Annotated in this window: 31 protein-coding genes and 1 pseudogene; 27 read left to right on the top strand and 5 right to left on the bottom strand. The window is 60.6% G+C overall.

The window, feature by feature from the left end:
- Positions 1-42 precede the first annotated feature (42 nt).
- The 4 genes from trmB to RBR25_RS09270 are packed head-to-tail and all read left to right on the top strand — an operon-like array spanning position 43 to position 3259.
- The gene (gene trmB, locus RBR25_RS09285) at positions 43-747 is read left to right on the top strand and encodes a tRNA (guanosine(46)-N7)-methyltransferase TrmB (protein WP_432819275.1); all 705 of its coding nucleotides are present in this window, start codon (positions 43-45) and stop codon (positions 745-747) included.
- The gene (gene truD / locus RBR25_RS09280) at positions 740-1936 is read left to right on the top strand and encodes a tRNA pseudouridine(13) synthase TruD (protein WP_432819274.1); all 1197 of its coding nucleotides are present in this window, start codon (positions 740-742) and stop codon (positions 1934-1936) included. Before trmB ends, truD begins: the two co-directional genes overlap by 8 nt.
- A 56-nt stretch (positions 1937-1992) precedes the next feature.
- Entirely contained in the window at positions 1993-2430 is a 438-nt protein-coding gene (locus RBR25_RS09275) for a DUF4212 domain-containing protein (protein ID WP_432819273.1), read from the top strand.
- A 25-nt stretch (positions 2431-2455) separates the two neighbouring features.
- Positions 2456-3259 (top strand): sugar phosphate isomerase/epimerase family protein, encoded by an 804-nt coding sequence (locus RBR25_RS09270; RefSeq protein WP_432819272.1) that lies wholly within the window; start codon positions 2456-2458, stop codon positions 3257-3259.
- 170 nt (positions 3260-3429) lie between these two features.
- Here RBR25_RS09270 and RBR25_RS09265 read toward each other — a convergent pair whose 3' ends face one another.
- The gene (locus tag RBR25_RS09265) at positions 3430-3882 is read right to left on the bottom strand and encodes a universal stress protein (RefSeq protein WP_432819271.1); all 453 of its coding nucleotides are present in this window, start codon (positions 3880-3882) and stop codon (positions 3430-3432) included.
- 283 nt (positions 3883-4165) lie between these two features.
- Between RBR25_RS09265 and RBR25_RS09260 the strand changes: the two genes are divergently transcribed.
- Positions 4166-4948, top strand: a complete 783-nt coding sequence (locus tag RBR25_RS09260; protein ID WP_432819270.1) for an IclR family transcriptional regulator — start codon at positions 4166-4168, stop codon at positions 4946-4948.
- A 128-nt stretch (positions 4949-5076) separates the two neighbouring features.
- On the top strand, positions 5077-5880 hold the full coding sequence (locus RBR25_RS09255) for an alpha/beta hydrolase (RefSeq protein ID WP_432819269.1): 804 nt from the start codon (positions 5077-5079) through the stop codon (positions 5878-5880).
- Here RBR25_RS09255 and coaE read toward each other — a convergent pair.
- On the bottom strand, positions 5855-6448 hold the full coding sequence (coaE, locus tag RBR25_RS09250) for a dephospho-CoA kinase (protein WP_432819268.1): 594 nt from the start codon (positions 6446-6448) through the stop codon (positions 5855-5857). The genes RBR25_RS09255 and coaE overlap by 26 nt on opposite strands.
- 138 nt (positions 6449-6586) lie before the next feature.
- Here coaE and RBR25_RS09245 point away from each other — a divergent pair, with 138 nt between their 5' ends.
- From RBR25_RS09245 to RBR25_RS09235, 3 genes are read left to right on the top strand one after another with little or no spacing between them, the layout of a single operon-like run.
- The gene (locus RBR25_RS09245; protein ID WP_432819267.1) at positions 6587-7159 is read left to right on the top strand and encodes an isochorismatase family protein; all 573 of its coding nucleotides are present in this window, start codon (positions 6587-6589) and stop codon (positions 7157-7159) included.
- Between the two features lie 39 nt (positions 7160-7198).
- Complete coding sequence (locus RBR25_RS09240) at positions 7199-8827, top strand: HEAT repeat domain-containing protein (protein WP_432819266.1); 1629 nt, start codon at positions 7199-7201, stop codon at positions 8825-8827.
- Positions 8817-10154, top strand: coding sequence for an HD-GYP domain-containing protein (locus RBR25_RS09235; RefSeq protein WP_432819265.1), 1338 nt, complete (start codon positions 8817-8819; stop codon positions 10152-10154). Before RBR25_RS09240 ends, RBR25_RS09235 begins: the two co-directional genes overlap by 11 nt.
- A gap of 87 nt (positions 10155-10241) precedes the next feature.
- On the opposite strand, the gene RBR25_RS09230 is transcribed toward RBR25_RS09235, so the two are convergent.
- The gene (locus RBR25_RS09230; RefSeq protein ID WP_432819264.1) at positions 10242-10808 is read right to left on the bottom strand and encodes a HEAT repeat domain-containing protein; all 567 of its coding nucleotides are present in this window, start codon (positions 10806-10808) and stop codon (positions 10242-10244) included.
- 92 nt (positions 10809-10900) lie between these two features.
- On the bottom strand, positions 10901-11329 hold the full coding sequence (locus RBR25_RS09225; RefSeq protein ID WP_432819263.1) for a PAS domain-containing protein: 429 nt from the start codon (positions 11327-11329) through the stop codon (positions 10901-10903).
- Positions 11330-11521: 192 nt separating this feature from the next.
- Here RBR25_RS09225 and RBR25_RS09220 point away from each other — a divergent pair, with 192 nt between their 5' ends.
- From RBR25_RS09220 to RBR25_RS09160, 13 genes and pseudogenes are all read left to right on the top strand, one after another.
- Complete coding sequence (locus RBR25_RS09220; protein ID WP_432819262.1) at positions 11522-11743, top strand: hypothetical protein; 222 nt, start codon at positions 11522-11524, stop codon at positions 11741-11743.
- A gap of 12 nt (positions 11744-11755) precedes the next feature.
- On the top strand, positions 11756-12214 hold the full coding sequence (locus RBR25_RS09215) for an iron-sulfur cluster-binding oxidoreductase (RefSeq protein WP_432819261.1): 459 nt from the start codon (positions 11756-11758) through the stop codon (positions 12212-12214).
- Between the two features lie 2 nt (positions 12215-12216).
- A complete protein-coding gene (locus RBR25_RS09210; RefSeq protein WP_432819260.1) occupies positions 12217-12771 on the top strand; it encodes a hemerythrin domain-containing protein in 555 nt (184 codons plus the stop codon).
- Positions 12768-13448: a hypothetical protein gene (locus RBR25_RS09205; RefSeq protein ID WP_432819259.1), complete on the top strand. Its 681-nt coding sequence runs from the start codon at positions 12768-12770 to the stop codon at positions 13446-13448. The genes RBR25_RS09210 and RBR25_RS09205 overlap by 4 nt, the downstream gene beginning before the upstream one ends.
- Before the next feature lie 198 nt (positions 13449-13646).
- Complete coding sequence (locus RBR25_RS09200) at positions 13647-14033, top strand: hypothetical protein (RefSeq protein ID WP_432819258.1); 387 nt, start codon at positions 13647-13649, stop codon at positions 14031-14033.
- Positions 13942-14802: an acyl-CoA dehydratase activase gene (locus tag RBR25_RS09195; RefSeq protein WP_432819299.1), complete on the top strand. Its 861-nt coding sequence runs from the start codon at positions 13942-13944 to the stop codon at positions 14800-14802. Before RBR25_RS09200 ends, RBR25_RS09195 begins: the two co-directional genes overlap by 92 nt.
- Before the next feature lie 89 nt (positions 14803-14891).
- The gene (locus RBR25_RS09190) at positions 14892-15923 is read left to right on the top strand and encodes a radical SAM protein (protein WP_432819257.1); all 1032 of its coding nucleotides are present in this window, start codon (positions 14892-14894) and stop codon (positions 15921-15923) included.
- A 98-nt stretch (positions 15924-16021) separates the two neighbouring features.
- On the top strand, positions 16022-17656 hold the full coding sequence (locus RBR25_RS09185; RefSeq protein WP_432819256.1) for an ABC-F family ATP-binding cassette domain-containing protein: 1635 nt from the start codon (positions 16022-16024) through the stop codon (positions 17654-17656).
- A 3-nt stretch (positions 17657-17659) separates the two neighbouring features.
- Entirely contained in the window at positions 17660-17860 is a 201-nt protein-coding gene (locus tag RBR25_RS09180) for a YwbE family protein (protein WP_432819255.1), read from the top strand.
- A gap of 1 nt (position 17861) precedes the next feature.
- A complete protein-coding gene (locus RBR25_RS09175) occupies positions 17862-18518 on the top strand; it encodes a methyltransferase (RefSeq protein ID WP_432819254.1) in 657 nt (218 codons plus the stop codon).
- Positions 18519-18854: 336 nt separating this feature from the next.
- Positions 18855-19259 carry a hypothetical protein gene (locus RBR25_RS09170; protein WP_432819253.1) on the top strand — a complete coding sequence of 135 codons (405 nt, stop codon included), beginning with the start codon at positions 18855-18857 and terminating at the stop codon, positions 19257-19259.
- Between the two features lie 18 nt (positions 19260-19277).
- A complete protein-coding gene (locus RBR25_RS09165; protein ID WP_432819252.1) occupies positions 19278-19490 on the top strand; it encodes a hypothetical protein in 213 nt (70 codons plus the stop codon).
- Positions 19491-19518: 28 nt separating this feature from the next.
- Positions 19519-19608 (top strand): annotated as a pseudogene (locus tag RBR25_RS09160) (carbonic anhydrase); the annotation flags it as partial.
- Between the two features lie 122 nt (positions 19609-19730).
- On the opposite strand, the gene RBR25_RS09155 reads toward RBR25_RS09160, so the two are convergent.
- Complete coding sequence (locus RBR25_RS09155) at positions 19731-20627, bottom strand: selenium metabolism-associated LysR family transcriptional regulator (RefSeq protein WP_432819251.1); 897 nt, start codon at positions 20625-20627, stop codon at positions 19731-19733.
- Between the two features lie 156 nt (positions 20628-20783).
- Here RBR25_RS09155 and yedE point away from each other — a divergent pair, with 156 nt between their 5' ends.
- The 5 genes from yedE to RBR25_RS09130 all read left to right on the top strand — a co-directional run bounded on the left by yedE (position 20784) and on the right by RBR25_RS09130 (position 23824).
- Positions 20784-21866 (top strand): YedE family putative selenium transporter, encoded by a 1083-nt coding sequence (gene yedE, locus RBR25_RS09150; RefSeq protein ID WP_432819250.1) that lies wholly within the window; start codon positions 20784-20786, stop codon positions 21864-21866.
- 83 nt (positions 21867-21949) lie between these two features.
- Entirely contained in the window at positions 21950-22168 is a 219-nt protein-coding gene (locus RBR25_RS09145; RefSeq protein WP_432819249.1) for a sulfurtransferase TusA family protein, read from the top strand.
- Between the two features lie 2 nt (positions 22169-22170).
- Positions 22171-22725 carry a DUF3343 domain-containing protein gene (locus RBR25_RS09140; RefSeq protein ID WP_432819248.1) on the top strand — a complete coding sequence of 185 codons (555 nt, stop codon included), beginning with the start codon at positions 22171-22173 and terminating at the stop codon, positions 22723-22725.
- A gap of 26 nt (positions 22726-22751) precedes the next feature.
- On the top strand, positions 22752-23561 hold the full coding sequence (locus tag RBR25_RS09135; RefSeq protein WP_432819247.1) for an NAD(P)H-hydrate dehydratase: 810 nt from the start codon (positions 22752-22754) through the stop codon (positions 23559-23561).
- Between the two features lie 41 nt (positions 23562-23602).
- On the top strand, positions 23603-23824 hold the full coding sequence (locus RBR25_RS09130; RefSeq protein WP_432819246.1) for a hypothetical protein: 222 nt from the start codon (positions 23603-23605) through the stop codon (positions 23822-23824).
- Positions 23825-23959 lie beyond the last annotated feature (135 nt).

Below are 23959 nucleotides of genomic sequence, written 5' to 3'. Positions count from 1 at the left end.
CCCCGCATCCGTCGCCATTTATTTTCACAAAGGACCATCCGCATGACCCAGAGGATGATCGAAATCACCTCCCCCGTTTTCTTCCCCCTGCCCCGCGATCCGCAACCGGGGGCAGACCTCGCCGCGCTCTTTCCCGAAAAGCAGCCGCTGGTTCTAGAAATCGGCTGCGGCATCGGCGATTTCATCGTGCAGCTAGCCGCAAGACGGCCGGAGCTGAATTTTCTCGCCATCGACATCTATAACAAGGGCTGTTTCAAGACCTGCAACCGCGTCGAACGGGCAGAGCTGAGCAATGTCCGCGTGCTGCGCGCCGAAGCCCGCTACCTGCTGACCCATTACCTTGCCCCAGAGAGTCTGGCGGCGATCTACATCAACTGCCCCGACCCCTGGCCGAAAAAGCGCCACCGCGACCGGCGCCTGGTGCGGCGGGAGTTCCTGCAAACAGCCCTTTATTATCTGCGTCCCGGCGGCGACTTCTATTTCAGCACCGATTTTCAGGATTACGCCGAAGACGTCGCCGCACTGCTGCCGGAGATGGCCGGTTACGTCAACGTCCTCGACCGGCCGCTGGTCACAGAACTGCCCGGCTATCCCCTCTCCAAGTACATGCGCCGCTTTCTCCAGCAGGGCCAGCCAATCCATTTCATCCATTACCGCCGGAATCCGCAACTGGCCCCGGAGACCATCGCTCCCCCGGCCATCGATCCCGGTTTCCGGCTCAACTGGAGGCGCGTCGAACATGTCTAGCTATGTCACGGCCAAGGTTCCCGGCACCGGCGGCGTCATCAAGGAAACCCCCGAGGATTTTCTGGTCGAGGAACTGCCCCTCTATCCCCCCTGCGGCGAGGGGGAACATCTCTACCTGCTGGTGGAAAAAGAGGGGATCACCACCTACGAGCTGCTGCACCGGCTGGCCAAGGCGCTGGGACTGCGCGAACGGGATATCGGCTATGCCGGCCTCAAGGATGCCCGGGCCACCACCCGGCAGACGGTCTCGGTCACCGGCGTCACTCCGGAGCAGGCCCTCAACCTGCAACTGGACAACCTCCGCGTGCTCGACGCCCGTTTCCACCGCAACAAGCTGCGCCTCGGCCACCTGGCGGGGAACCGTTTCACCATCCGGCTGCGCCAAGTGCGGGAAAACGCCTTGGAACATGCCCTCGACGCCCTGCATATTCTGCAACAAACCGGCGTTCCCAACCGCTTCGGTGAGCAGCGCTACGGCGTCCTCGGCAATTCCCATCGCATCGGGCGGGCCCTCCTGCGGCAGGATTTTTCCGAAGCCATCCGCGAGATCATCGGCGATCCCGAACGTATCGCCAACGAACGCTGGCGCAGTGCCGCCGAAGCCTTCGGCCAGGGGGATCTCGACGGGGCGCTGGCCGCCTTTCCCGGACGCTTCCGCGACGAACGCGCCCTCCTGCATGCCCTGCGCGACGGCAAAAGCCCCGAAGCGGCGCTTCTGGCCTATCCCCGCAAGCTGCTGCGACTCTATCTGTCGGCCTACCAGTCGCATCTCTTCGACCGGGTCCTGGCCATGCGCCTCGATTCCATCGACATCCTCCGCTTTGGCGATCTGGCCTGTAAGCACATCAATGGCGCCTGCTTCCTGGTGACCGACCCCGCCGCCGAACAGCCCCGCGCCGACGCTATGGAAATCAGCCCGACGGGACCGATGTTCGGCTACAAAATGCCCTCGGCCCAGGGGGAAGCGGGAATTCTCGAACAGAGCCTGCTTGACAAGGAGGGGTTGACCCTGGAAAATTTTCGTCTCGCCAATGGCCTGGGCATGGAGGGAGAGCGGCGACCGCTGCGGGTGCCGATCGAAAATCCGACGGCGCACCAAGAGGGGGAAGATCTGCTGCTCGAATTTTCCCTGCCGCGCGGCAGCTACGCCACGGCGGTTCTGCACGAAATCGTCAAGGACGCCCCCTGAGGCGTCCGCCGTTTCCTGCCGTGCCCAGCCGGCAGGGGCGCCACGAGGAGCGAGCCATGACCGATACCTCAGCGCCCCGCACCACGCCCAACCCCGACTACCGGGTCAATTTCTTTCGCCCCCGCCCCGGCTACATGCGCCAGAAGGTCCGCTACAGCTGGGGACTGCTCAGCAGTTGGGCCTTCTTCACTTTGGGCTTTCAGTTCCTGCTGCTGACCCAGGAAACCCCCGCGGGGGACAGCCCGATCACCACGACAATCGTCTTCGGCTTTCCGCTGCATTACTGGTTTTCCGGCCAGTTCCTCATTGTCTGGTTCATCCTGATTTGCCTGCTCTACTGGAGCGCACCGGCCTACGCCACCCTCGCCCGCATCGCCCAGGGGAGCGCGGAAGCAGCGGCGGACCCGGCGAGGGCGCGCGCCGCCGCCGGGTCCGCCGCCGCTTTCTGGCCGAGGAAGTGCACGCTCCCTGAATCGAAAAAGAGCAAAATATAAACGACGTTCTATTTTTTTTAATTCCATGAAACTTGTCCTATCGGCGGGAAGCCTCTACACCCTTCCCCTGGAAAAAATTTTTGAGCTCGCCCGCGACACCGGATTCGACGGCGTCGAGGTGATCATCAATTACGATTTCCAGTACCAGGACAACCGCGCCCTGCTCCTCGACCTGGCGACCATCCTGCCGATTTGCTCCCTGCACGCGCCCTTCATGGAACTGGACGGCTGGGGGGACAAAATCAACCAGACCCTGCGCACCGCCGAACTGGCACTGGAGACGGAGATCCCCCTGATCAACTTTCACCCCCCCTATTGGCTCGGTTGCGAGCTGAAGTTCTGGCACTGGCTGAAACGCCTCGATGATTGTCAACGGGAAATCGGTCGCGACCAGGTCATCATCACCATCGAAAACATGCCCAGCACCGGCCCCTTCGGGGTCAATCCCTACCTGCTCGGGCACACCAAGCGCCTCATCCGTTTCATGGCCGAACACCATCTCTACCTGACCTTCGACACCGCCCACATGGGCTCATCCAAGGCTGACTTCCTTCGTGATTTCCATCTCTTGTACGACACCGGCCGGATGCGCAACATCCACTTTTCCGACTTCGGTCATGGTCGCGAGCACCTCCTTCCCGGTCGCGGCATCCTCCCCCTGACCCGCTTCCTCAACCACCTGCGAGAAACGGGCTACGACCAGGCCCTGACCCTGGAACTCTCTCCCCACGAATTCCCCAAGGAAGAAGAAGGGATTCGCGCGATCCTAGCGGAAATACTTGATTATTTGCGAAAGGAGACGCGGGGAGGAACGAGGGGTGAGGAGTGAGGGAGTTAGGGGAAGTAAAGAGTGACTGAAAAATCCACGTTCCATAAGGCTGAGCAAAAATGCCCAGATGCAAGGCGCCCGAAATTTGAGGAGTGAGGCGTACCGATAGGTACGTCACAGCGACGAGGATGAGGGCAACGCCGCAGATGGGCGTTTTTCCTCAGCCGCCCCTAGCGCACGATGTAGACGGAGCAGCGAGCCTGTTGCGCAATTCGGCTGGAGACGCTGCCCAGAAGGGCGCGCTTGACCCGGCCGACGCCGGAAGAGCCGATGACGATGACGTCGATCTCCTCCTGTTCGGCAAATGACAGGATCTCGTCGGCGGCTTCACCATAGACGACCTCGACGTGGAGGGAAACAGCGGCTTCAGCGGCGGCCTTTTCCACGACGTAGAAGATTCGTTTGCGTTTTTCTTCCCAGTCGGGGCGCTCGGTGGCGGGGGGTGAAGGAAAAAAGTCGGTGAATGAGGGGGCTCTGGCCCCGGGGATAACAAGAATGGCGTAGATTTTGCTTTTAAATGGAGGTCCGGCAACACTCGCCAGACGCACGGCTTCTTCAGCCGCCTTGTCCGACTGAGGAGAACCATCGATCGCCACGAGGATCTTTTTGCCGGGATTGAGCATGAGAATGTCCGTTCGGCGGAGGATCGACTCAGACTAGACCATGGGGAAATTTCTGTCAATTCCCCTGGCAACACCCTGGTCCGAAATCGTTTGTTTGTCGTCCAAGAGAGTTGACTTTCGTAAAACGTTATTTTATATTTCTCCCAAAGCATGGCAAAGGAGCGGGTACCCGCTCATCAATCCAGATTTCGCAATATTTCCCATAATACTTGACATGCGGTGCGAAATTTATAAGATGAGGGCCCCTTTTGCTCTGTAAATTCACCCGAGAAAGAAGTACGACATGGCGAAAAAAGAAAAATCCGAATATATCATCCAGGCCGTCTCCCACGCCCTCGACTTGCTCGAACAGTTCCACGGCGAGGTCGACGAACTCGGGGTCACCGAGCTGAGCAAGCGCCTCAAGCTGCATAAAAACAATGTTTTCCGTCTGCTCGCCACCCTTGAATCGCGCGGCTACATCGAGCAGAACCGGGCCACGGAAAACTACCGTCTCGGGCTCAAATCCCTGGAACTGGGACAGACCTTCATCAAGCAGATGGGGCTGTTGCGCCAGGCCAAACCGATTCTTGAACGAGTGGTCGGCGAGTGTAACGAAACCTCCTATGTGGCGATCTTCAAGGAAGGCTACGTGGTCTACCTGGACGTGGTCGAAACCGACCTGACCGTGCGGGTAGTCTCCCGCGTCGGTTCCCGGCTGCCCGCCCATTGCACCGCTTCGGGCAAGGTGCACCTGGCCTACATGACCGAGGAAGAGATTTTCGCCCTCCTCCCGCAGCGGGAGATGAAGCAATATACGCCGACCACCATCACCGACCGCGACGAGTTGCTCAAGGAACTGGCCCTGGTCGCCGAACGGGGCTACGCCATCGACAACGAGGAGATGGATCAGGGCGTGCGCTGCGTGGCCGCGCCGATTCGCGACTATACCCGCCGCATCGTCGGCGCCGTGAGTATTTCCGGTCCGTCGATGCGCTTCACCGATGAGCGCATCGAAAAGGAACTGATTCCCCTGGTCATCAAGGCCGGTGACGATCTCTCGACCCGGCTGGGCTTTCACAAGTAATCCCGGGCTTTCCCACGCCCCGGAGACGCTGCGGCGCTTCCGGGGCATTTCTTTTCCGCCTTCTCACGGAAATCGGGCTCGTCGCCGTCATGAACCACGCGCCTGCCACGCCAAGGGGAGAAGAGCCCATGCCTGCAGAAACCACCCCAGCCCCCCCTCCCACTGCCAGCCCTTCACCGCCACCGGTTTCACCCGACAATCGTTCCTTTTTCCTTGACCCCAAAGGGCCCGCCCGGGGCGCGGCGCTGCTGGTCCACGGCTTTACCGCCAGTCCCTGGGAGATGCGCCCCCTCGGGGAAGCCCTGGCCGATGCGGGTTACCTCGTTCTGGGCGTGCGCCTGCCGGGCCACGGCACCACCGTCGCCGACCTGAGCGGGCGCCGCTACGAAGAGTGGCTGGCAGCGGTGGCCGAAGGATACCGGCAACTAACCGCGAGAAACCTGCCCGTCTTCGGCGTCGGCATGAGTACCGGCGCCCTGCTTCTGCTGGCCCTGGCCACACGGGAACGGTTCGCCGGACTGGCCCTCCTTTCGCCTTTTCTGCGTCTGCGCCACCGGCTCGCCCCACTGGTCGGGCTCCTGCGCCACGTCAAACGCCATCAGCGGCGCCATCTGCCCGAACATCTGACCCCCTATTATTACGACCGGCGCCCCCTCAACGGCATCCATCAGATCCGCCGGCTGATCCGTCAGGTGGAACCGGTCCTCGACCGTATCACCGCCCCGACTCTGGTCCTCAGCGCCCAAGGGGATCGCACCGTCGACGCCGCCAGCGCCCATCGCCTCTATCACCGTCTGGGCAGTCCGCGTAAAGAGTTGTACGAGTTCGGACCCGAGGTCGGCCACGATCTGGCGACCCGGGAGAATCCGCGCTGGGAAGAGACCCGGGATCGCCTTCTCGATTTTTTCAGTGGGCTTCCCGCAGGCGGGTAAAGAGCGCCCGCACGGCCTGCTCGGCCGCCTCCGAATCACCGGAGTTATCGATGACATAATCGGCACGGCGCACCTTTTCCGCCAGCGGCATCTGGGCAGCGATGCGGGCGCGGGCGGCGGCCTCGTCGATACCGTCGCGGGCCATGAGGCGTCGCAGTTGGGTCGCCTCATCGGCGGTCACCACCAGGATGGCATCCACCCGCCCCTCGGCCCCGGCTTCGAAGAGGAGGGGCGCTTCATAGACCACCAGGGGCGCGCGGGCGGACAGCTCCCGCAGCCGGGTTTCGGCCAGGGCGGCGATGGCCGGATGCATGATGCCGTCGAGATCTCGCCGCGCCCGGGGATCGGCGAAGATAACGGCGGCCAGCGCCGGGCGATCAAGGCCGCCGTCCTCGCGCAGCACGGTCGCGCCAAAGCGCTCGGCCAGACGCGCAAGAAGCGGCGATCCAGGTTCTACCACCTCGCGCGCCAGCTCATCGGCGCTGAGAACCACGGCTCCCAGTTGATGAAAGATGCGCACCACGCTGCTCTTGCCGGTGGCGATGCCGCCGGTGATGCCAAGTACCATGAAGAACCCCCTTTGGCCCGGCCGGAGATCCGCTCCGGCGCAAATGGGCTGATCTTAGCAGGGCGGCCCGCCCGGAGCGAGTCTTTTCCGGTGGCGGGTTCGACCGAGAAAGTCCTCTTGCCGAAAAGGAGAAAGCTCATGACGGAAAAACGGGAACGTCTCTGGCTGGAACGGGAAGGCACGGTCCTCGTGGTAGTCGACGTGCAGGAGCGGCTGGCCCCGGCCATGCCGCCGGAGGTGCTGGCGCGGGTGGTGAAAGGGATCCGGGTGCTCCTTGATGCGGCGGCCCTCCTTGAACTGCCGGTCATCACCACCGAACAGTACCCGGCCGGAATCGGTCATACCATCGCCCCCCTGGCTGCTGGCGAAAAGGGCGAGCGAATCGAGAAAACGAGCTTCAGCTGCTGCGGCGAACCGGCCTTTCTTTCAGCCCTGGCGCGCCACAACGCCCGCCGGGTGCTGCTGGTCGGCATGGAGTCCCACGTCTGCGTCTTTCAGACCCTCCTCGACCTGCTTGCCCACCGCTATGAGGTGCACCTGGTGCGGGACGCCGTCTGCTCGCGCCGCAAAGCCGACTACCAGGCGGCCCTGCATCTCGCCGACACCGCCGGCGCCATTTTAACCACAGTGGAAATCGCGCTTTTCCAGCTTCTGCGTCACAGCCGCGCCCCCGAATTCAAGGCCGTCTCGACCCTCATCAAGGGGCGTTGATTATTTACAATTTTGCTGCAAAACCGTATGCTGAGGGAGATGCCCATTAACCCGACAGGAGCCCCCCTGACTTTGGCCGGACCGACGCTGACAACAGAATATCTCGAATCGGCCCTGCGCGCCCTAGATGTCCTGTTGAAGGCGACGCGCTTCTACCCGCCGGGCCATCCCGCGCTAAAGACCGCCGTCGAACAGGCCTTGCTGCGTTTTGCCCCCATGCTCATGGGGCGTGAATCCATTCTCTTCACGGTCCACAAGGAAGGCTTTCGGGTAGATGACACGCCGCTCTCCACCGACCGACTGGTGCTGAAGAACTTTGCCGTCCAGCTCTTCGCCCGCCACGTGCGCAGCCTGATGGTCCTGACCGACCTTTCAGCCCGCGACCTCCACGCCTTCTCCCGCTGTCTGACCCGGGAGCCGGGGGAAATCCAGGAGGCGGGAGGAGTCCAGGCGCTGCTTAAGGAAGCCGGCGTCACCACCATCTGGGTGAACGAAATCGACCTCTCCGCCGTTCTCACCCGCAAGGAAGAGATCGAAAGCCTGGGTCCCGAGGAAACCCTCGACGGGGATGAAAACGAGGGCGCCGAGACGTTGCCGGACGGCACTTTAGCCGCCGTAGCAGCCGCGCAACCGGAACAACGGGATCTGGAAGAGTTGCTGCGCGATCTGGAACAGACCGAGTCGGATCAGCACTTCGCAATCCTCGCCCAAGAGTTGCAACCGGCAATCCTCGCCCATCTCCACGACCAAGGAGCCAATCTGGTCATCCGCGCCCTGCAACTGCTGCGCCGCTACGGCGATGATCCCCGGCTCTCCCCGAGCCGCCGGAGCACCGCCCAAGAGACCCTCGGTCTCCTCGCCCGGGACGACCTCTTCGACTTTCTCATCCATTGCCTGTGCCATAATCCCGAGGTCCGCGAATCCCGTGAACGCCTGCTGACGCTCATCGCCGCTTTCCCCGGCAAAATCGAAGAGCCGCTGATGCGTCACTTGGCTGCCGAAGGGGATTCCCAGGCGCGCAAGGTGTTGGGTACGGCCTTGGTACGCCTGGGCGCCACCGCCGCTTCGGTTCTGATCGGTCATCTCAAGGATCCGCGCTGGTTCGTGGTGCGTAACGTCATGGTCATTCTCGGCGAAATCCGCGACCAGCAGACCACGGCGCAGATCGTGCCGCTCTTGAACCATGAAGACATTCGCGTACGGCGGGAAACGCTGCGCGCCCTGACCAAGATCGGCGGACGCAGCGCCGAAAACAATTTAATCCGTATCCTTGAAAGCGACGATGGGGAAATGCGCCGCCAGGCCATTCTCTCTCTGGGCGCGCTCAAATCGACCCTGGCCCTGCCGGCCCTGACGGAGCTGGCGAGTCGCAAGGAAAGTAGAGGATTATCGCCGGAAGAGCGTAAGGAAGTGATCGTCGCTCTTGGCCAGATCGGCTCAGGGGAAGTGCTCCCCTGCTTAGGCGGCATCCTGAAACGGCGCCGCTTCTGGTTTGGCGGCAACGATGACGAACTGCGCGAAGCCGCCGCCGAGGCGCTGGGCAAAATCTGCGACGACAAGGCCCTGACCCTGCTGGAAAATGCCGTCGACGACCGGTCCCCGGCCGTGGCCCGGGCCGCGCGCCTGGCTCTCAACCGTCTGGAGAAAGCGTTGAAACATGCAACTTGATCAGCTGAAAAAGATCATTTACGGATTGAGCGGCGTCCACAAGGGGCTGCGTCTCTATCCGCCGGCCCATCCGGCCGTTCAGCAACAGGCGCAGAACCTGGCCAAGAGTTTTCTCGTTCTTTTTCAGGAGAAACCCCGAATCCGGCTGGGCGTTCTGGAAGATACGCTCTTTTTCGAAAAACACATGTTCGTCCTCAGCGAACCGGCGATGGAGGAGATTCGCGATCTGCTCACGGAGCGGAAACTGGAGGCCCTTGAGTTCGAAACGGGATTGACCGCTCAGGAAATTCAACGGTTTTTTCAGATCCTGCACGAAACCAAGAGCGTCGGGACAGAGTTGGAAAAGCTCTTGACCGTACACGGCATCACCCACATCCGCTCCGTGACCCTAGAGAAACAGGTCGCCGACGGACGAGCGGAACCGCCCCGGAAAATCTACCAGCGGGCATTGACCGTGGTCAGCCACATCTTCAACGATGTGCGCTTGGGGCGCATCCCCTCTTCCACCGAAGCGATCGAAGTGGTCGGCAGCATGGTCCGTTCGACCCTTTCCGAGCCCCAAGCCCTGCTCGCCCTCTCCCTGCTCAAGGACTATGACAACTACACCTTCACCCACTCGGTGAATGTGTCGGTTATCGCCCTGTCCGTCGGTCACGCCTGCGGGCTTTCGGAAGAGAAGATGCGGACCCTGGGGCTCGGCGCCCTGCTCCACGACATCGGCAAGCTGATCATCGACAAGGAGATCATCACCAAGCCGGGACGCCTGACCGAAGCGGAATACGAGGAGATCAAAAAACACCCGGTCTCGGGCTCGCAGATCGCTGGGCAGATGGATGGAATCAGCGAAGAGGTGGTCGACATCATTCTCGGACATCACCTCAACTACGACCGCAGCGGCTATCCCGCCGACGCCCGGGGCAAAAAGATTTCCCAACTGGCCGACATGGCGACCATCGCCGACACCTACGACGCCATGACCACCCTGCGCTCCTACCAGCGCCCGGTGACGCCGCGCATGGCCGTCAAAAACCTGATGGAACTCTCCGGCACCACCCTGCACCCGCAGCTGTTGCAAAAACTCATCGCCTATCTCGGCCCCTACCCGGTGGGCAGCCTGGTCCGCCTCGACAGCAACGAACTGGCAGTCGTAACCCGGGTCGGGCGCCAGGAAGAAAACAGCATCGATTTAAAGATCATCACCACCGGTAACGGCGACAAGCTTCCCCAACCGATCCCCGCCACCCTGAACGACGCCGAGATCAAACGCATTGTCGCCGAGGTCGACCCCGTCGGGCGCAACATCGAAGTCACCGATTATTTCGACTGAGATCTTCGCGCAGAATCGGGCCACATACAAAAAAGCCGGTCCCTTGGGATCGGCTTTTTTGTATGGTAACCGCTTTGCTCGACGGCGTTAGAGTTCGAGCCGGCCTAGGGCACGGGCCGCCTCACGGCGAACGGCGGCGCTTTCATGCTTAAGTCGGGCAATCAGTGGCGCCTCGGCACTTTTACAGCCGATGGCCCCGAGGGAATGAATCGCCGCCTTGACCAGTTCCATATCTCCATCGTCAAGCAGCGCCGTCAGGTGAGGGACCAGGCGCGGGTCCGAGAAGTAGCCGAGCGCCTCGGCGGCGTGTACTCGCACCGCCGGATGGCTGTCCCCCAGACATTGCACCAGATTGCCCATGACCTTGGGATTCTTCTTGCGCCCCAGCACCTGAACGGCAGTGGAGCGGATATCCTCGTCGGGAAAGCTCAGCGCCGCCAGCAGAGGGGGAAAAACCTCGATGGAATTGATCCGCTCCAGGGCCAGCAGGGCCTTAACCCGCTGCCCCCGGTTGCCCCGTTTGATCAGTTCGAGAATTTCCGCCAGGTCGAGAGCCGACTCCAGCGCATCGAGCGCCGAAGCCGCCGCCTGACGCACCCCCTCGTCCGGATCTTTGAGTCTTTCCCGTAACGCCTTTTTGCGATCTTCCAACATTATTCATTTCACTTTCTTGGCCACAGGCCTCATTTCAAAACTGTGCAACAACTTCACGACATTAACAAAACCTGATCCACGGTGCAATCATTTCATTTTCGCCCCGCCTCCAGAGCCGCGATCCTCTCCTTGAGCTCCTTCTCCCGTTGCCATTGTCCACTCACGTCCCGGAGGATGGCGGCAACCCCCAGCGGCTGCCCGGATTCATCTTGAACCAGGACAATGGAAAACTCACTGGAAAACGGCTCGCCGTCCCCTTTAAGGGCCGGAACCCGTAACAACTGACGACCATAGCGGGTTATGCCCGTCGACATGGTCTGATGATATCCCTGCCAATGGCGCTCCCGTAGCCGTTTGGGGATAATCAGATCGAGAGAACGACCCAGAGCCTCGGCCTTCGCCACCCCAAAAATCCACTCCGCGCCCTCGTTCCACAGCTGGATAACCCCGTCGCGATCGGCGAACATGACGGCATCCGGCGCTTTCTCCACGATGATTTCCCGCAATCTTTCTTCGTCCATGTCGACATCTCTCCTTTATTCCGGGCGTTTTCAGTTGCTGCAAGGATAGCAAAATCCCTGCGGCATTGGGGCTACCTGTCGCCTTCCCCGGGAAATGATGACAAATTTTATCGGACTTTTGACCCCGGTCATGTTTTGCTCCGGTCGTTACGGATATGCTGGCATCACGTTCACGAGGAAAGGAGAGCGACCATGAATCTGCCCGAGGAAATCGGCAACCAGCCGATCAACAAAACCATCGAACAGCATCCGCGCATCGGCGAAATCCTGCAGAAGTACGACATCGGCTGTATCACCTGCGGTGTCGGCATCTGCCTGGTCAAGGACGTGGTCACCATCCATGCCCTCGGTGACGAAATCGAAGCGAAAATCGAAAAGGAAATCCGCGACTACCTCGAACCCCTCGACGCATAAAGGAGAATCCCCATGGAAAAACTCGCTTGCGGCTGCTCCGGCAGCCTTGTTCGCACCATTGAGCGCCCCGAAACCCCAAACGCCGAGCCGGGCGGGCGGCTGACCAGCGAGTTGCGCCAGTGGCCGACCCAGCTCCATCTGGTGCCGCCGAACGCCCCCTGGCTGGAAAACGCCCACCTGCTCATCGCGGCGGACTGTGTCCCCTTCGCCTACGGCGACTTCCACCGCGATTTCATCAAGGACCGGGTGCTGGTCAACGCCTGTCCGAAGCTGGACGACACCAGCCCCTATGTGGAAAAGCTGGCGGCAATCATCCGCCAAAACGATATTCTCTCGATCACCGTGACGATCATGGAAGTCCCCTGCTGCCGGGGCCTCGGCCTGATGGCTAAAGAAGCGCTCAAACAGTCGGGCAAGGACGTGCCCCTGGAGATCGTGGTGATCGGCATCGACGGAACCCGGAAGAACTGACCATGAAGACCGAGGTGACTCAGGAGATGATAGCGGAACACCGGCTGATCCTGCGCATGATCGCCCTGGTCGAGAAGAGCGCCGAACGACTGGCGCGGGGCGAGTTTCGCAACTGGCGCTTTTTTCTCGACGCCGTTGCCTTTATCCGCGACTACGCCGACCGTTTTCATCATGCCAAGGAAGAGGCGGTGCTCTTTACCGCCTTGGTGAAAAACGGCATGCCGGAAAAGCAGTCCCCCATCGAGGCCATGCTGATGGAACATGACGCCGGCCGCGCCCATGTCCGGGGGATGGAAGAGGCGACACAGCGGGCGCTGGCGGGGGACGACAGCGGAATTCCGGCCCTGCTCGAACACGCCCGGGGCTACGCCAAGCTGCTGCGCGGCCACATCAACAAAGAAGACACCATTCTCTATCCCCTGGCCGAGCGGGTACTCCCCGAAGAAATGCGCCCGGCCATGCTCGACGCCTACCGGGCCGCCGAGGCCCGCGCACCCGAGTTGGCCGAAACCTATCGGCGAATGGTGGAAGACTACGAACAGGAGATTCTCTCATGATCTTACGCATGATTTTTCTATCGGCGCTGCTGTTGATGGCGCTTCCGGCCCTGGCCAACCCGCTGTCGGCGGTCACCTGCCACTGCTTCACCGACCGCAGCTATGATGCGGCCCGTCCCGAGGCGGCTGACGCCTATTATCTGGCGGCGACCCAGAACACCTTCTTCGCCAAGCTCTTTAAGACCGAGAAAAAGCTGCTGGTGCGCGGCAAACAAAAAGGGATGCTCATGGAGGATTTCTGGGTGGCCCATTACGTTGCCGGACAAGCGAAAAGTTCTGCGGAAACCTTGTTGAAGGCCCGTTACGAACATCCGAACTGGAGCGCGACCCTCGCCGCCCAAGAAATCGACGGCCAATCCCTGGAGCCTTTTTTCACCAACGCCCTCGCCTCGGAAGCCTCCGGCACCCGCCTCGACCGGGTAATCGTCGATGAGCTGCTGCCGCGCCACGGGGTGCTGAACAAAGGGGATATCGCCCCATTACGCCAGGCCGGTCTCGAAAACCAGGAACTGCTGATGGTCGCCCTGCTGGCGAAAAAGAGCGGTCAAACGGCGCAAGCCGTCGCCCAGGGAAAATCCGCTACCGGCAAAAGCTGGAGCGCCCTCTTCCACGAAGCCGGTATCGACATCGCCCGAATCGACTCGGAAATCGACGATTTGCTGCGCCATTCCGGCTGAAAACAACCGGACAAGAACGCCCGCACGGGCAGCGCAAGCCTACCGTCTATCCATCAATACAATACCTTCACGAGCCATTATCGGCCAAATCGATAGACAGGATAGTTTTTGTAAAATTGCGGATTGACTCGTAATCCCGGGCTATGCAAGGATTGCTCTGTTTCGAAAAATCCTTAAAAGCCAAAGGGAGCTGCAGCGATGTCCGATGCGTTTCAAATCAAAACCGATCCGGAACTCTGGGCCAGCCTCGATATGGATGTCGACCGCTTCATGAACATCCCGCCCATGCTCACCCAGTCCTTCAACCACACCTTCCTCCGTCAGAAAAACCGCCCGGCAATCATGGCCTATTTCGATGACATGGTGAGCGGCATGTTCACCAAGCGCATCAGGGGAATGACCGCCTTCCGTCAGGAAGGCAAGCCGGTGATCGGCACCTTCTGCGTCTATGTTCCGGAAGATCAACGAACTCTGCGACGAACTCGAATCCCGCATCCAAAACGGCGACAGGATTGCCCCCAAGGGCACGCCCCGGGTCATGATCTCGGGCACCCCCATGGCGCTGCCCAACTGGAAACTGCATAACATCATCGAGAGCGCCGGAGCGGTGGTGGTCAACGAAGAAAGCTGCATCGGTACCCGCTATTACAAAGACACCATCGCCATGCATATCGGTATCGATCTGGGTTCGCGGGCCATCAAGCTGGCCTTGGTCTGCGGGGGCAAGCTGGTGGGCAGCGAAGTGGTAGAAAGTTCCTTCGAGCCGCACAAACAGACGGCCGAACTGATCGCCCGCTATCAAACCGCCCCGGTCGTAGCCACCGGTTACGGCCGCCATCTGGCTCAGAAACATTTCGCACAACAGGTCATCACCGAAATCAAGGCCCATGCCCTGGGGGCGCGCTATTTTTTTCCGGAATGCCGAACTATCCTCGATGTCGGCGGTCAGGATTCCAAGGTGATTGCCCTTGACGAAAAGGGGCGCGTCGCGCAATTTCAGATGAACGACAAATGCGCCGCCGGCACCAGCCGCTTTCTGGAGATCATGGCCGCATCCCTGGGCTACTCCCTGGAAGACTTCGCGGCAGCCGCGGCAATATCGACCCGAGATATACCGATCAACAGCATGTGCGCGGTTTTTGCTGAATCGGAAGTCATCTCCCTGCGTAATCGCGGCTTCGCCGCCGAGGACATCGCCCGGGCCATTCATCTGTCGATTGCCGTCCGCTTGGTAAATATGCTGGGGCGGGTAGGCCTCCGGGGGGGATCTGGTTTTTTCCGGGGACGTCGCGCTCAACGGTTTTTTAGTCGAGCTTCTGGCGAGCCGCCTGGGGCTTTCGGTCCATGTTCCTGACGCGCCGGAAATCGTCGGTGCCTTGGGAGCGGCACTGCATCTGGGCGCTGCCGCCTGAAGGCCGTCAATCAATTTTTGGAGAGTTAAGTATGAATCTGTCTGAACTGTTAGCGAAATCCCGGGATGGCGGCACCTTCACCCGGGACGAGATCGAAACCATGCTGGCCCCGCCGGCGTCCTCCCCCGAGGCGATGCTGCTGATGGCCGAGGGGGCGCGAATTTCCCGGGAACTCACGGACAACCTCGCCGAAGTGCAGGGGCAGTTTGCCCTCAACCTCTCCCCCTGTCCGGTCAACTGCCAATTCTGTTCTTTTTCCTCCGAATACCAAATTTTTACCCGACCCAGCGAGCTCTCGGCCGAGGCCGCGATTCAGGCCGCCCTGGACTTCGAGCGCAACCCGGAAAACAACGCCATCCTGCTGATGACCACCGCCGATTACAGTTTCGGCAAACTGCTGGAAATGGCCCGGGAGATCAAAGGGCGGCTCAGGCCAGAAACAACGCTCATCGCCAACGTCGGCGACATGAGTTACGAAAAAGCCCGGCAACTCAAGGATGCCGGTTTTCACGGGGTCTACCACGCCGTTCGGCTGGGCGAGGGGACAGTCACCAAGGCGCCGCGTCGGCAGCGCCTGCGCAGCATCCGCAACTTTCAGGAAGCGGGGCTGATCGTCGGTACCTGCGTCGAACCCATTGGCCCCGAACACAGTAACACCGAAATCGCCGAGCACATCCTTTTAGCGGCCTCCTTTGATCCAGCCTTCAGCGGCGCCGCCCGGCGGATCACCATCCCCGGATCGAAACTGGAAGCAAAGGGCATGATCTCCGAATTGCGCATGAGCCAGATCGTCGCTGTGACCAGGATCGCCACACCGCGCACCGTTTTGGGTAACTGCACCCACGAACCCTGCGTCATCGGCGCCGCCGCCGGCGCTAACCTGTTCTGGGCGGAAAGCGGCGCCAATCCCCGCGACACCCGGGAGAAAACCGAGGAAGGCCGGGGGCTGTCAGTCGCCGATTGCGTCAAACTCTTCGCCGAAGCGGACTGGCAGGCGCGTACCGGCCCCTCCCGCTACTACGCCAAAAGTCACGGCAGGCTGATCGACACCGCATTGTCGTAGGCCTTTACACCCCGCCGCATTGATGCTATAAAGCCACATCACGAACCGCCGGATCGTCCCGGCGGTTCTTTTCTTTTTTACGCAAGGAACGCAAAAACATGATCAGCGCTCACAATATCGCCCTGGCCTACGGCAAGCGGGTGATTTTCAAAGACGTCAACATCAAGTTCACCCCCGGCAACTGCTATGGCCTCATCGGTGCCAACGGCGCGGGGAAATCGACCTTTCTCAAGATTCTCGCCGGGCAGTCCGAACCGGATCGGGGGGAAGTCACCGTCAGCCCCGGCGAACGCATCGCCATGCTGCGCCAGGACCAGTTCGCCTTCGACGAGGAGACGGTCTTCCATACCGTCATCATGGGGCATAAACGCCTTTTCGAGGTGATGCGCGAGCGCGAGGATCTCTATGCCAAAGGGGATTTCAGCGAGGAAGACGGCATCCGCTCGGGCGAACTGGAGGCGGAATTCGCCGAGATGAACGGCTACGAAGCCGAGGCCGAAGCGGCGGTGCTGCTCGACGGTCTCGGCATCCCCGAGGAGTTGCGGCACAAACGGATGAAGGAACTGGAACCGGGGGACAAGGTGCGGGTGCTCCTCGCCCAGGCGCTCTTCGGCAATCCCGACATCCTGCTCCTCGACGAGCCGACCAACCATCTCGACCTGAAATCCATCGCCTGGCTGGAGGATTTTCTCTTTCGCTTCCCCAACACGGTCATCGTCGTCTCCCACGACCGCCACTTTCTCAACCAGGTCTGCACCCACGTGGCCGACATCGACTTCGGCAAGATCACCGTCTACGTCGGCAACTACGACTTCTGGTATCAGGCCAGCCAACTGACCCTTAAGCAGAAGCAGGACGAAAACCGCAAGATCACCGACAAGGCCAACGAACTCAAGGAGTTCATCCAGCGCTTCTCGTCCAACGCCAGCAAGGCCAAGCAGGCGACCTCGCGCAAGAAGCTGCTGGAAAAGCTCACCGTCGAGGAACTGCCGGTGTCGTCGCGCAAATATCCCTTCGTCGTCTTCAAGCCCGAGCGCCCCTGCGGCGACATCATCCTTGAAATCAAGGGACTGTACAAAAAGATCGATGGGGTCGAACTCTTCGGCGGCCTCGACCTCTTCGTCAACAAGGGGGACAAGATCGCCTTCGTCGGCGCCAACGCCCTGGCCAAGACCACCCTCTTCCAGATCCTCGCCGGCGAACTGGAACCGGACGCCGGCAGCTGCCGCTGGGGGGTGACCATCACCCCGGCCTACTTCCCCAAGGACAACAGCCGCTATTTTGACAACGATCTCAATCTCATCGAATGGCTCTGCCAGTTTCCGCCCTGCGACGGCGAGACCTTCGCCCGCGGCTTTCTCGGACGGATGCTCTTCTCCGGCGACGAAGCGACCAAGAAAACCAGGGTCCTCTCCGGCGGCGAGCGGGTGCGCTGCATGCTCGCGCGGATGATGCTCAAAGGAGCCAACGCCCTGGTCTTCGACGAGCCGACCAACCACCTCGATCTCGAATCGATCACCGCCCTCAACAACGGTCTCATCACCTTTTCCGAAGTGATCCTCTTCACCTCCCACGACCATCAGTTCATCGAAACCCTGGCCAACCGCATCGTCGAATTTTTGCCGGAGGGCTATATCGACCGCGCCATGACTTTCGAGGAATACCTGGAGAGCCCCGAAGTGGCCCGCGAGCGGGAACAGCTCAGCCCGGACCACGCCGACCTGAAGCTCTAGACCATGGCCGGCGAAACGCGCAAGGATATCGCACCCGGCATGACCGTAGCGATCGTGCTGAAAAAGGATCAGAAGAGCGGCACGCTGACCTGGGGAGTGGTCAAGGATCTGCTTACCAGCGCCCCCTATCATTCCCGGGGGATCAAGGTGCGCTTGGAGGATGGCCAAGTGGGCCGGGTTAAAGTGCTCGGAGCGCCCGACTGAAATGGACCGCGCCTCCCGCAACCGGCTGACCACCCGGATGATTCCCCAGTTTCCCGGCGACAGCCTTTTCGATCGGGTCGCCCGCGCCTGTTGCCGGGCCGGCTGCCTGCCGCGCAAGGAGCTGTTCGAGGCCTGGGAAACGGCGCGGCGGACGCGGCGGCGACTGCGCGGCGGACGGGTGGTTGATCTCGCCTGCGGGCACGGGCTGCTCGCCCAACTGCTGCTTCTGCTCGACGACAGTTCCCCGGAAGCGCTGGCCGTGGATTTGCGTCTACCGGCGAGCGCTCCCCGACTGGCAGCGGTACTCGTCGAAGACTGGCCGCGCCTGGCGGGGCGGGTGCGGTTTATCGAAGCCGACCTGAATGCCGTCGAACTTGCCGCCGGCGATCTGGTCGTTTCCGCCCATGCCTGCGGCGGCCTCAGCGACCGGATTCTGGAGCGTGCCCTAGCCGTCCGCGCCCGACTGGCCCTGCTCCCCTGCTGTCACGACCTCAAGGGCGCCGACCTCGGCGGCCTGCACGGCTGGCTCGACGGCCCTCTCGCCCTCGACGTGTTGCGCGCCGAACGTCTGCGCCGAGCCGGCTATCAGATCCACACCCAGACCATCCCCGGCGACATCACCCCGAAAAACCGCCTGTTGCTGGCCGAACCGCGCTGACGGCAACCTTCTTCGGCCCCCCATCCGTCTTCCTGCCTTCCCCAAAATCCGCGCCGACCACTGCCATGCGGTTCACCTGCAACAGGTCTTTGCTTGATCTATCGGTATCTTTTATTCGTGGGGGGGTGTAGTATTAACCAGAGATCCTCCCCCACCCCTCCTCGCCCTTCATCCCTTCACTGCCGTAAGGATCTGAGTTTACGGCCTGAAGAAGCCCGTTGCCTGCCAACGGGTGTTCCAAATATGCCAATTGGTCAAGCGTGCCTTTAGATTCCGGTCTGTTCCCTGGTTTTTATCGGCCATCCTTCGGCTAGTTGCAAACCAGGGAGTCACACGATGCGAAAACCCATGTTTTCCCAAGGCAAAGAGATCGAAACCCGTTGCACCAAATGTCGCAAAATCACCTCTCACCTTATTGTCACCATGGACGAATCCACCCCAGGAAAGGTTCTCTGCAACATCTGCGGACGCCAGCATGACTACCGGACAGACGCCACAAACCAGAAGACCGCCGTGCGGCAAACCCGTCTGGCCAAGGCCGCCGAACGCAAAGAGTGGGAAGATTTGCAGCCGACCATCGCGAACGTCGAGGCAACGGATTACTCCATGACCGCCCATTACAAACTCAGATCGCTGATCAACCATCCGACCTTCGGCCTTGGCTTCGTCCAACGCATTGTCGGTCCGCAAAAGATCGAGATTCTCTTCGAAGACGGAAAAAAGACCATGCGCTGCAAATAAAAGACTCAGGAGGTCGGTATGGAAATCTGCGCGCTCTGTGAAGAGCAATCGCGAAAAACCCGCAACGGAAAACCCCATGAATTTTTAGTAAAAATCGGTCCCCCGCGAAAGTTCAACGGGATCAAGCCCCGTGGCTTCGAGGAACAGGATTATCAATGCCTGACCTGCAAGGCCAAATTCACCCAGAGTACCGACAAGAACAATCTGGCCTGGACCCTATGGCAGGGATGAACCTTAAAACGTTGTCAATCGGGGCAGTGCCGGCTCTATCGAATGCGGCCTGGCCCACGTCAATATCCCGGTGATGGTCGTTCTCGGCCACACCCAGGGTGAGGCGGTAACCGCCATGGCCCACTGATCGGTCAATTCGTCAGGGCGCCACTTTCCGGCGGCCCCGACTCAAATCACAAAAAAAGGCCCGACCGCCATGAAGTCTCAGCGGCCGGGCCTTTTTCTTCCTTCTTCCTTTCCTTATGCGGACGGTTCCGACACCGATTCTTTCATCGTCGCGACAAACATTTCCGCCGCCGGCGACAGGCTGCGCCCCAACTTCCAGGTCAGGTAAAAGCTTCGCCGGATCTTGAGCCCCGGCAGAGGGACCTCATGAAGCGCGCCATCGGCAATATCCGACTTGACCGCCAGCATGGAAATGAAGGAATAACCGGCCCCACCCAAAACGGCCCGCCGTATCGCTTCGCTGCTTCCCAGGTGCGCGACGACCTTCAGCGTGCGCGGATCGACGCCAACTCTCGACAAGGCGGATTCCGCCGCCAGGCGAGTGCCGGAACCGGCCTCGCGCTGAACCAAGGGGATTTCCGTCAAGTCTTCGAGAGTCAGGGGCTTTTGCCGGGACTCCTGGGGAGACGTTACCAGAACAATGCGATCGACCGCCACCTCTTCGCAAGCGAACTCCCGGTCCGGCTTGCCCCCCACCACCGCCAGTTCGACCCTGTCCTCACTCAGCATCCCCAGGGCTTCACGGGTACTCCCTTGGTGCAGGTCCAGGCAGATTCCGGGCCAGCGGGAACCAAAACGCCCGAGCATGTCCGGAATCAAAAAGGCCGCCGGGATCGTGCTTGCCCCGACGCGCAGCGTCGCCTGCTCCAGCCCCTGAAAGCGCCTGACCGCCCGAATCGCCTCATCGAAGTGCGCGGCCACCCTTCTGGCCTGTTCATAGAAGAGCCGACCCACTTCCGTCAGGCTGACCTGCTGCGCTGAACGGTCAAAGAGCCGCACCCCCAGCTCCTCTTCCAGGGCACGGATGTGCTGGCTGGCGGTGGACTGGGCCAACAGCACCGCTTCACTTCCTTTGGAAAAGCTCCGATGGTCGGCGACGGCCAAAAAAACATCGATCTGTTTCCGGGTCATACCCATCTCCTTATTTATAATTTCAATAGACGATATCACAAAATTACAAAATTACCTATTTGCTAAACATTTACCGGACTTGGTATGTTTTCGCCGAACCTGAGTCGAAGGCTTTTAACGCCTGTCTAAGTGAACCATCAGAGGAAGCGAACTGTCATGAAGAATTTTTTTGCCACCCGTCCTGGAATTATCGGCGTCGGAACGATAATCGGGGTCTTGGCCGCACTCTTGCAGTACTGGGGAAACCCGGGGAATATGGGCATTTGTGTGGCCTGTTTCGAGCGGGATATCGTCGGGGCGATCGGCCTCCATCGGGCGGAGGTGGTGCAGTATCTGCGTCCGGAAATCATCGGATTTGTCCTTGGCTCGCTGGTCGCCTCCTACCTGTTCAAGGAATTCCGCCCCCGCCTCGGCTCCGCCCCGGTTGTGCGGTTCATTCTGGGGATATTCGCCATGCTCGGTGCCCTGATTTTCCTGGGCTGCCCGTGGCGTGCCCTGCTGCGACTCTCCGGAGGGGACGGCAACGCCCTGTTCGGCCTCGCCGGACTGATCGCCGGCATCTGGATCGGCACCCTCTTTCTCAAAAGCGGCTTCAACCTGGGGCGCAGCGAAAAGACCTACTCCTCGGCGGGCTGGCTCTTTCCGCTCTCCATGCTCGGCCTGCTGCTCCTGCTCCTGTTTAATCCGCAAATCCCGGGCACAAGCAAAAGCGGCGTTTTACTTTACAGCCTGAAAGGCCCCGGGGCCATGCACGCTCCTCTGGCGATTTCCTTGGCGGTGGGCCTTTTCGTCGGATTTATTGCGCAGCGAAGCCGTTTCTGTACCATGGGCGCCTTTCGCGACCTTCTCCTCTTCCGGCAGATGCATCTGGTCTCCGGCGTCATGGCCCTGGTTGTGGCGGCCTTTGTCACCAACCTGATGGTCGGTCAATTTCACCCTGGATTTTCCGAACAGCCGGTAGCGCACACGCTGGGCCTCTGGAATGCCGCCGGGATGGTTCTCGCCGGGTTGGCTTTCACTCTGGCGGGCGGCTGCCCCGGCAGGCAGCTCTTCCTGGCCGGTGAAGGGGACGGCGACGCGGCGGTTTTTGTCTTCGGAATGATCACCGGCGCCGGCTTGGCACACAACTTCGGGTTGGCCAGCTCACCCCAGGGCCTCGGCCCCAACGGCATCACCGCCTTGGTGGTCGGTCTTCTGGTCTGCCTGTTCATCGGCTTCACGATGCGGCAAAAAGCCTGAAACCAGAGGAGTGGAACTTCTCGAACGATCGAGTCGAAGGCGCATTCCCGGCTGAAAAATAGTCCCCTAAAGGAGAGCGAAGAATGAGCACGACGGTTGACGCGCGAGGGCTTTCCTGCCCACAGCCCGTTCTGGATACCTTGAAACAACTTCAGCGGCAACAGCGGGGCGAGGTCATTGTCCTGGTCGATACGGAAGCCTCGAAAGAGAATGTCATTCGCGCGGCCGCCAGCCGTAAATGGCAGACACAGAACATCGACCACCAGGACAGCGGCTATCAGATCCTGCTTAAGAAGGACTGACCGTGGCCCTCACAAACCTGTTCAGAAAAAAATCCGCCCAGAAAGTGCCGGAAAAAAAGAGGGGCTCAGGGATTCTGGTCTTTGAGAACACCAGCGAGGTCATCAAGGCGGAAAACACATTAAAAGCCCAGGGGCTGGCTGTCACCGTCATGGGTCCACCGCCCGAGGTCCGTACCGGCTGCGACCTGGTGATCGAGTTCCCCTTGGTGCAAGAGCTGGAAATTCGCCGGCTCCTTGAAGCCGTCGGTATTCCGCCCCTGCAGGTCGTTCCGGTCACCAGCCCCCTGCTGAAACCGGTGAACCTTTTTCAGATCAAGGATTTTGGTGGTCACCTGATGGTCCGGGCCGCAAACATGAAAATAACCGTCGATAAAGCGACCCGCACCATCGTCAACATCTCCGGTGGGGGGTGTCCCGACGTTCCTTACCTGGCGTATGAACTGGTGGGGAAATCCCTGGACACTGCGCCGCTTCCCCGGGATCTTGGACACACCCTCTGCGGCTATGCCCTGCAACTTGCCTACGAAGAGATCGCACGACAATGCTCGCGGTTATAGGAACCATCCCCATAAAAAAATCCCCCTTGAAAAGCGGTCAAGTCGCTTTTGAAGGGGAGTCTCTGAGCCTTGCCGGGGAGCGCATCGCGGTCAACCGGGGCACACCGGCCCTGCTTGCCGCCGCCCTCAAAACCACCAAAACGCTTGGAGCGCCGCCCCCTTTCACCTACCTGGTCGGCGATATCGGCCTGGGTCACGGTAGTCTCCTCCTTTACGAACACCTCGCCGACCATTTGCCCCAGGCGAACTTCAGCACCCTGACCTTTCACTACCTGCAGCCGATCGTCCACTGGCACGCCAAGATCCTGGGCGCGATCGAGATCATGCCCGAACGCCCGCGCTTGATCGCCGATGCGGGCTACATGTACATGGCCAAGATGAGCGGCCGCGCCTCCGCCTACGACCTCTTCACCCCGGATGTCGGCGAACTCGCCTTCCTCGCCGACGAAGAAGCGCCGCACCCCTTCTATACCCGGGGCTTCATTCTGCAGGAGGAAAACCGGGTTCCGGATCTCATCGAGCGGGCCTACCATCACAACAATACGGCGCAAAATCTTCTCGTTAAGGGCCGCTGCGACTATCTGGCCGACCGCGATGGCGTCGTGGAAACGGTGGACGGTCCCAACGAAGAAGCCATGGAGGCCATGGGGGGAACCGGCGACACCCTGACGGGAATCGCCTCGGCGCTTATCGAAACAGGCATGCCCGTCGGTCGGGCCGCCATCGTCGCCGCAAAGGTCAACCGCCTGGCCGGTTCCTTCGCCAAGCCCAGCCCCGCGACCCAGGTCATCGAAATCATCCGGCAGATCCCCCAGGCCCTGAAACAGGTTCTCTGACGGAAAAAACCTCCCTCCCACCTCCCGAGACCAGTGTCAAAATGATCATCAACAAGGACCAGACCGTCCTCGACATTCTCAGCCGATACGAACAAACCATCGACGTTTTCAGAAAATACGACCACGCGGCACAGGCCTGCATCTGCTGCGAGGCGCTCTTCGAAACCCTCGAAAATCTCTCCGCCCGTTATGGGCTCGACCTGAACGGCTTGTTGAACGATCTGAACAACGTTGCCAAGCACTCCCTTCCGTCCCCCGACTGACGCTCCCCCAATCGGGTAGGAGGCGGGGTTGCCCCCGCCGTCCTCCCACACCACCGTGCGTACGGTTCCGTACACGGCGGTTCCTGATTTGCTTCTGCATTATCAACCAACAATGCCTGTCGTCCTATAAGCGCC

The sequence above is a fragment of the Trichloromonas sp. genome, from assembly GCF_034006665.1.
Taxonomy (GTDB): Bacteria; Desulfobacterota; Desulfuromonadia; order Desulfuromonadales; family Trichloromonadaceae; genus Trichloromonas.
Note: the sequence above shows the minus strand (reverse complement) of the source record. Positions and strands in the feature narration are given on the sequence as shown.